This window comes from Nonomuraea lactucae (assembly GCF_003313395.1).
In the GTDB taxonomy this organism is placed as follows: domain Bacteria; phylum Actinomycetota; class Actinomycetes; order Streptosporangiales; family Streptosporangiaceae; genus Nonomuraea; species Nonomuraea lactucae.
The window spans coordinates 1-4,350 of sequence record NZ_QNFZ01000760.1 but is presented as its reverse complement, the minus strand read 5'-3'; the positions used below and the strand labels follow the sequence as shown (position 1 = coordinate 4,350).

General features: G+C 73.9%; 5 protein-coding genes and 1 pseudogene. All 6 read right to left on the bottom strand.

Going from position 1 to position 4,350, the window contains the following annotated elements; all coding sequences use genetic code 11:
• Positions 1–1,387, bottom strand: a 1,387-nt coding sequence (locus tag DQW85_RS26905; RefSeq protein WP_205315437.1) for an 8-oxoguanine deaminase, incomplete at its 3' end; no start/stop codon positions are given.
• A 95-nt stretch (positions 1,388–1,482) separates the two neighbouring features.
• Positions 1,483–1,947: pseudogene (locus tag DQW85_RS26900) on the bottom strand ((2Fe-2S)-binding protein); the annotation flags it as partial.
• Positions 1,947–2,810 carry an FAD binding domain-containing protein gene (locus DQW85_RS26895; RefSeq protein ID WP_113702714.1) on the bottom strand — a complete coding sequence of 288 codons (864 nt, stop codon included), beginning with the start codon at positions 2,808–2,810 and terminating at the stop codon, positions 1,947–1,949. The gene DQW85_RS26895 and the pseudogene DQW85_RS26900, both read right to left, overlap by 1 nt.
• Positions 2,811–2,814: 4 nt before the next feature.
• The gene (gene pucL, locus DQW85_RS26890; RefSeq protein ID WP_113702713.1) at positions 2,815–3,681 is read right to left on the bottom strand and encodes a factor-independent urate hydroxylase; all 867 of its coding nucleotides are present in this window, start codon (positions 3,679–3,681) and stop codon (positions 2,815–2,817) included.
• Positions 3,682–3,981 carry a hydroxyisourate hydrolase gene (gene uraH / locus DQW85_RS26885; protein ID WP_109530869.1) on the bottom strand — a complete coding sequence of 100 codons (300 nt, stop codon included), beginning with the start codon at positions 3,979–3,981 and terminating at the stop codon, positions 3,682–3,684.
• The coding region (locus DQW85_RS26880; RefSeq protein WP_113702712.1) for a 2-oxo-4-hydroxy-4-carboxy-5-ureidoimidazoline decarboxylase at positions 3,978–4,350 on the bottom strand (373 nt) is incomplete at its 5' end. The genes DQW85_RS26880 and uraH, both read right to left, overlap by 4 nt.

The window sequence follows — 4,350 nt, the reverse complement described above, 5'->3', positions numbered from 1 at the left end:
GCCCCTGCTCGCCGGCCAGCCGCATCAGGCGGCGGTGCGCCCGCGCGCCGGCACGCCCGGCCGTGTCCTGGGGCACGGTCCTGAGCTCGCCGTCCTCGACCACCGTCTCGCCTCCGACCAGCAGCCGGGCCGGCGGCGGCTGATCGGTCGCGAACACCAGCGCGCACACCGGATCGTCCACCGCCGCCGCGAAGGGCCCGTCCACCCGCCACAGCGCGATGTCGGCCAGCTTGCCCGCCTCCAGCGACCCCAGCTCCCGCTCGCGGCCCAGGTTGCGCGCGCCGCCGAGTGTGGCCAGCTCGAGCGCCTGCCTGGCGGTGAGGGCCGTCGGGCCGTACCTCGCCCGCTGGAACAGCAGCGCCTGCCGCATCTCCCCCGACAGCCGGGTCAGCTCGGACGAGGCGTTGCCGTCCACGCCGAGACCCACGTTCGCGCCGCGCCGCAGCATCTCCGACACCCGGGCGATCCCCGCGCCGAGCCGCCCGTTGGAGGAGGGGCAGTGCGCCGTGCCGGTGCCGGTGGCGGCGAACCGGTCGATGTCGGTGTCGCTCAGGTGCACCGCGTGCGCCACCCACACGTCCGGCCCGAGCCAGCCGAGCTTCTCCATGTAGTCGACGGGCCGGACCCCCGCCTGTTCCAGGCAGAGCTCCTCCTCGTCCAGGGTCTCGGCCAGGTGCGTGTGCAGCCGCACGCCCTTGGCCCTGGCCAGCTCGGCCGCCCTGGTCATCAGCTCGGCGCTGACGGTGAACGGCGAGCACGGCGCGACCGCGACGCGCAGCTTCGAGGAGAACGACGGGTCGTGGTAGGCGTCGATGGAATCGGCGGTGGCGTCGAGGATCTCGTCGAGGCGCTCGACCACAGCGTCCGGCGGCAGCCCGCCCTGCGACCGGCCGCGGTCCATCGAACCGCGCGCCGGATGGAAACGGATTCCCACCTCGCGGGCCGCCTCGATCCCCGCGGCGAACAGGTCGCCCCGGCCCTTGGGGAAGACGTAGTGGTGGTCGCTGGAGGTCGTGCAGCCGGACAGCGCGAGGTGGGCGAGGCCCGCGGTGGCGGCCCCCTCGACGACCTCGGCGTCCATGGCGGCCCACACCTGGTAGAGCGCCGCCAGCCACTCGAACAGCGTCGCGTCCTGGGCCAGGCCCTGCGTGGCCCACTGGTAGAGGTGGTGATGGGTGTTCACCAGGCCAGGGGTCGCCAGGCAGCCCGCGCCGTCGATCCTGGCCGCGCCGTGGGCGGCGGGCGCCTCGGCCATGGGGCCGACGGCGGTGATGCGGTCGCCGGTGACCAGGATGTACCCGGACGCGATCTCGGGGCCCACGACCGGCGCGACGTGCACGTTCGCGATCAGCGTCTCGCCGGGGGCCGTCGCCTCGGAGCGGCTCATCCCGCGGCCTCTCCCCCGGGCGTCCCTTGTCCGGCCGTTTGCCCAGCCGTTTGTCCGACCGTTTGTCCGGGCGTTCGTCCGGCCGCGGGTCGCCCGGCCGACTTGCGGGCCGCCGCGAGCCGTACCGCGTCGAGGATCTTCTCGTACCCCGTGCACCGGCAGAGGTTGCCCGCGAGCGCCTCGCGGATCTCCGCGTCCGACGGCCGCGCGACGCGCTCGATCAGGTCGTGCGCCTGCACGATCAACCCGGGCGTGCAGAACCCGCACTGCACGGCCCCGCACTCGACGAACGCCTCCTGCACCGGGTCGAGCCGGCCGCCGTCGGCGAGCCCCTCCACGGTGCGCACCTGGCGGCCCTCGGCCTGCCCGGCGGCGACCAGGCAGGAGCAGACCGGCGTGCCGTCGAGGTAGACCGTGCAGGAGCCGCACTCGCCCTGCTCGCAGGCGTTCTTGGAGCCGGGCAGCCCGACCCGCTCGCGCAGCACGTACAGGAGGCTCTCGCCCTCCCACACGCCGTCCACGGCCTCCTCGCGGCCGTTCACGGTGAACGTGACCCGCATCAGGCGGCCCTCCTTCCCAGATGGTCGTTCCAGGCCCAGGCGAGCGTGCGGCGCGCCATCACGCCGATGGCGTGCCTGCGGTATCCGGCGGTGCCGCGCACGTCGTCGATCGGCGAGGCGGCCCCGGCGCACAGCTCTCCGAACCGCCGCGCCAGCGCGGGATCGAGCGGGGCGTCCCAGTCGAGCTCCCCGCGCAGGAACTCCTCCGCCTCCAGCGCCCGGAGCGGGGTGGGCGCGGCCGAGCCGACGCCGGTGCCGACCCGCCTGTCCTCCGGGTGCAGCGCGATGGCGAACGAGCACACCGCGATCACCATGGCGTTGCGGGTGCCGACCTTGGAGAAGTACTGCGGACCGCCGGCCGCGCGCAGCCGCACGGCCCTGATCAGCTCGTCCGGCAGCAGCGCCGACCGCTTCACCCCCAGGTAGAACTCCTCGGCCGGGATCAGCCGGATGCCCCGGTCGCGCGACTCCACCTCGATCTCGGCGCCCGCGGCGAGCAGCGGCGGGTGGCTGTCGCCCGCGGGCGAGGCCGCGCCCAGGTTGCCGCCGACCGTGCCGCGGTTGCGGATCTGCGGCGAGCCGACCGTCCGTGACGCCTGCGCGAGCCCCGGCAGCGCGCCGCCCAGCTCCTCGATGACCGTCGTGTACGTCACCCCGGCCCCGACCCGGCACCCGCCGCCGTCCTCGACGGTCCACTCGCGCAGCTCGGCGACCCGGGTGAGGTCCAGCAGGGCGGGGGGCCTGCGCACGTCGAAGTTGATCTCCACCATCACGTCGGTGCCGCCCTGGACGGGCAGCGCCTCCGGCTGGTCCGCCTTGGCGGCCAGCGCCTCCTCCCACGTCGTGGGCCGCAAGAAGTCCATCGCTCTACTCCCAGGCGAACGCGGCGTCAGGGGCGTCCTCGCGCAGCACACTGCCCTCGATCAGGCCGTACGGGCGGTCGGCGGCGTGGAACACCTCGTTGTCGTTGTCCATGCCGAACGGCGACAGGTCCACCGGGAGGTGGTGCCTGTTCGGCATCGCGAGCCTGACCTCGCAGATCTCGGGGGAGGTCGCCAGCGCCCGCTCACCCATGGCGTACAGCGTCTGCTGGAGCGACAGGCTGTGCGTCCCGGCGAACGCCTCCACCAGGGACCGCCGCACCCGCTCGTACGACGTGCCGTACGAGGGGGTGTCGCCCCCGTGCCGCCAGCGTGCGGTGACGGCGGTGGCGAGGATGCGGTCGGTCGCCGGGCGGAGCGTCGTGTACTCGTCCACGATGAAGCCGTGGAACTCCGATCCGGTGGTGTTCAGCAGGACGAGGTCCTTGAGCCCGGACACGACGGTGGCGTGGCCGTCCCTGTCGTGGTGGACGACGCAGGTGCGCACCTCGCCTCCGGCGCGGACGAACGAGTGCGGCGACACGGGGACGCGGTCCCAGGCGTACTCCTCGATCTCCACCCTGGCGTGGTGGATCGACGGCTGCGAGCCGGTGAAGTGCCCGGCCAGCAGCGCCGCGAAGTCCTCGATCTGGTCCACGCCGTGCTTCCTGGCCAGGGCGTAGACGGTGTTCTTCTGCGTGTCCGTCGGCAGCACGGCGGCGTTGTCGCCGGTCAGGTGGACGGCCTCCATGTCGCCGGAGAGCGAGGTGCTGACGTTCAGGTCCTTGATGTGGTGGGTGGCGCCGTCCCTGGCGACGCGGACGAGCCTGGTCTCCGCCTTGCCGTAGCGGTTGGGCCCCAGGATGATCGACATCTAGCTCCCTCGGTAGGTGGAGTAGGCGTACGGGCTGAGCAGCAGGGGCACGTGGTGGTGGGCGGAGGGGTCCGTGACGGTGAAGGCGATGACCACCTCGGGGTAGAACGTCTCGCCGAGGTAGCCGCCGGTGTCGAAGACGACGCGGTTGACCCCGGCCTCCGGGTCCCAGCCCTTGATGCGGCCGTCGTCGTCGGTGCGGCCCTCGGCCAGGACCCTGCCGCCGTGTTCGAGCCGGACCAGGACTCCGGCGGCGGGGCGGCCGGTGACGGCGTTCAGCACGTGGGTGGAGAAGCTCACGGCGCCTCCCCGAGCAGCTTGGCGATCCGCAGCAGGGTGATCTCGGCCAGCTCGTCGCGGACGACGCCACGCTCGGCCTCGTCGTCGTGGCCGAGGCGCTCGCGCAGCCTGGCCAGCATCTGGGCGCCCGTCAGGCCGGTGGCGCAGATCAGGTAGACGTGGCCGAAGCGGTCCTCGTAGGCGCGGTTGCCCTCCGCGAGCGCCTCCCGCAGGCCGTCCTCCACTCCCGCCTGCTCCTGCCGGGACCAGGCCCCCTCCCTTCCGCCGCCGTCCGGGCGGGCCCCGATCCTGGGATGCGCGGCGAGCGCCTCGAGCACGTCGGGCCAGGCCAGACCGCGCACGGCCGCGACGGCGGCGCCGGCCAGCCGG

What these genes read in the sequence shown, in the direction of transcription:
- DQW85_RS26895 (WP_113702714.1), bottom strand. Translation starts at nt 2,810, where the DNA reads ATGGACTTCTTGCGGCCCACGACGTGGGAGGAGGCGCTGGCCGCCAAG.
- pucL (WP_113702713.1), bottom strand. Translation starts at nt 3,681, where the DNA reads ATGTCGATCATCCTGGGGCCCAACCGCTACGGCAAGGCGGAGACCAGG.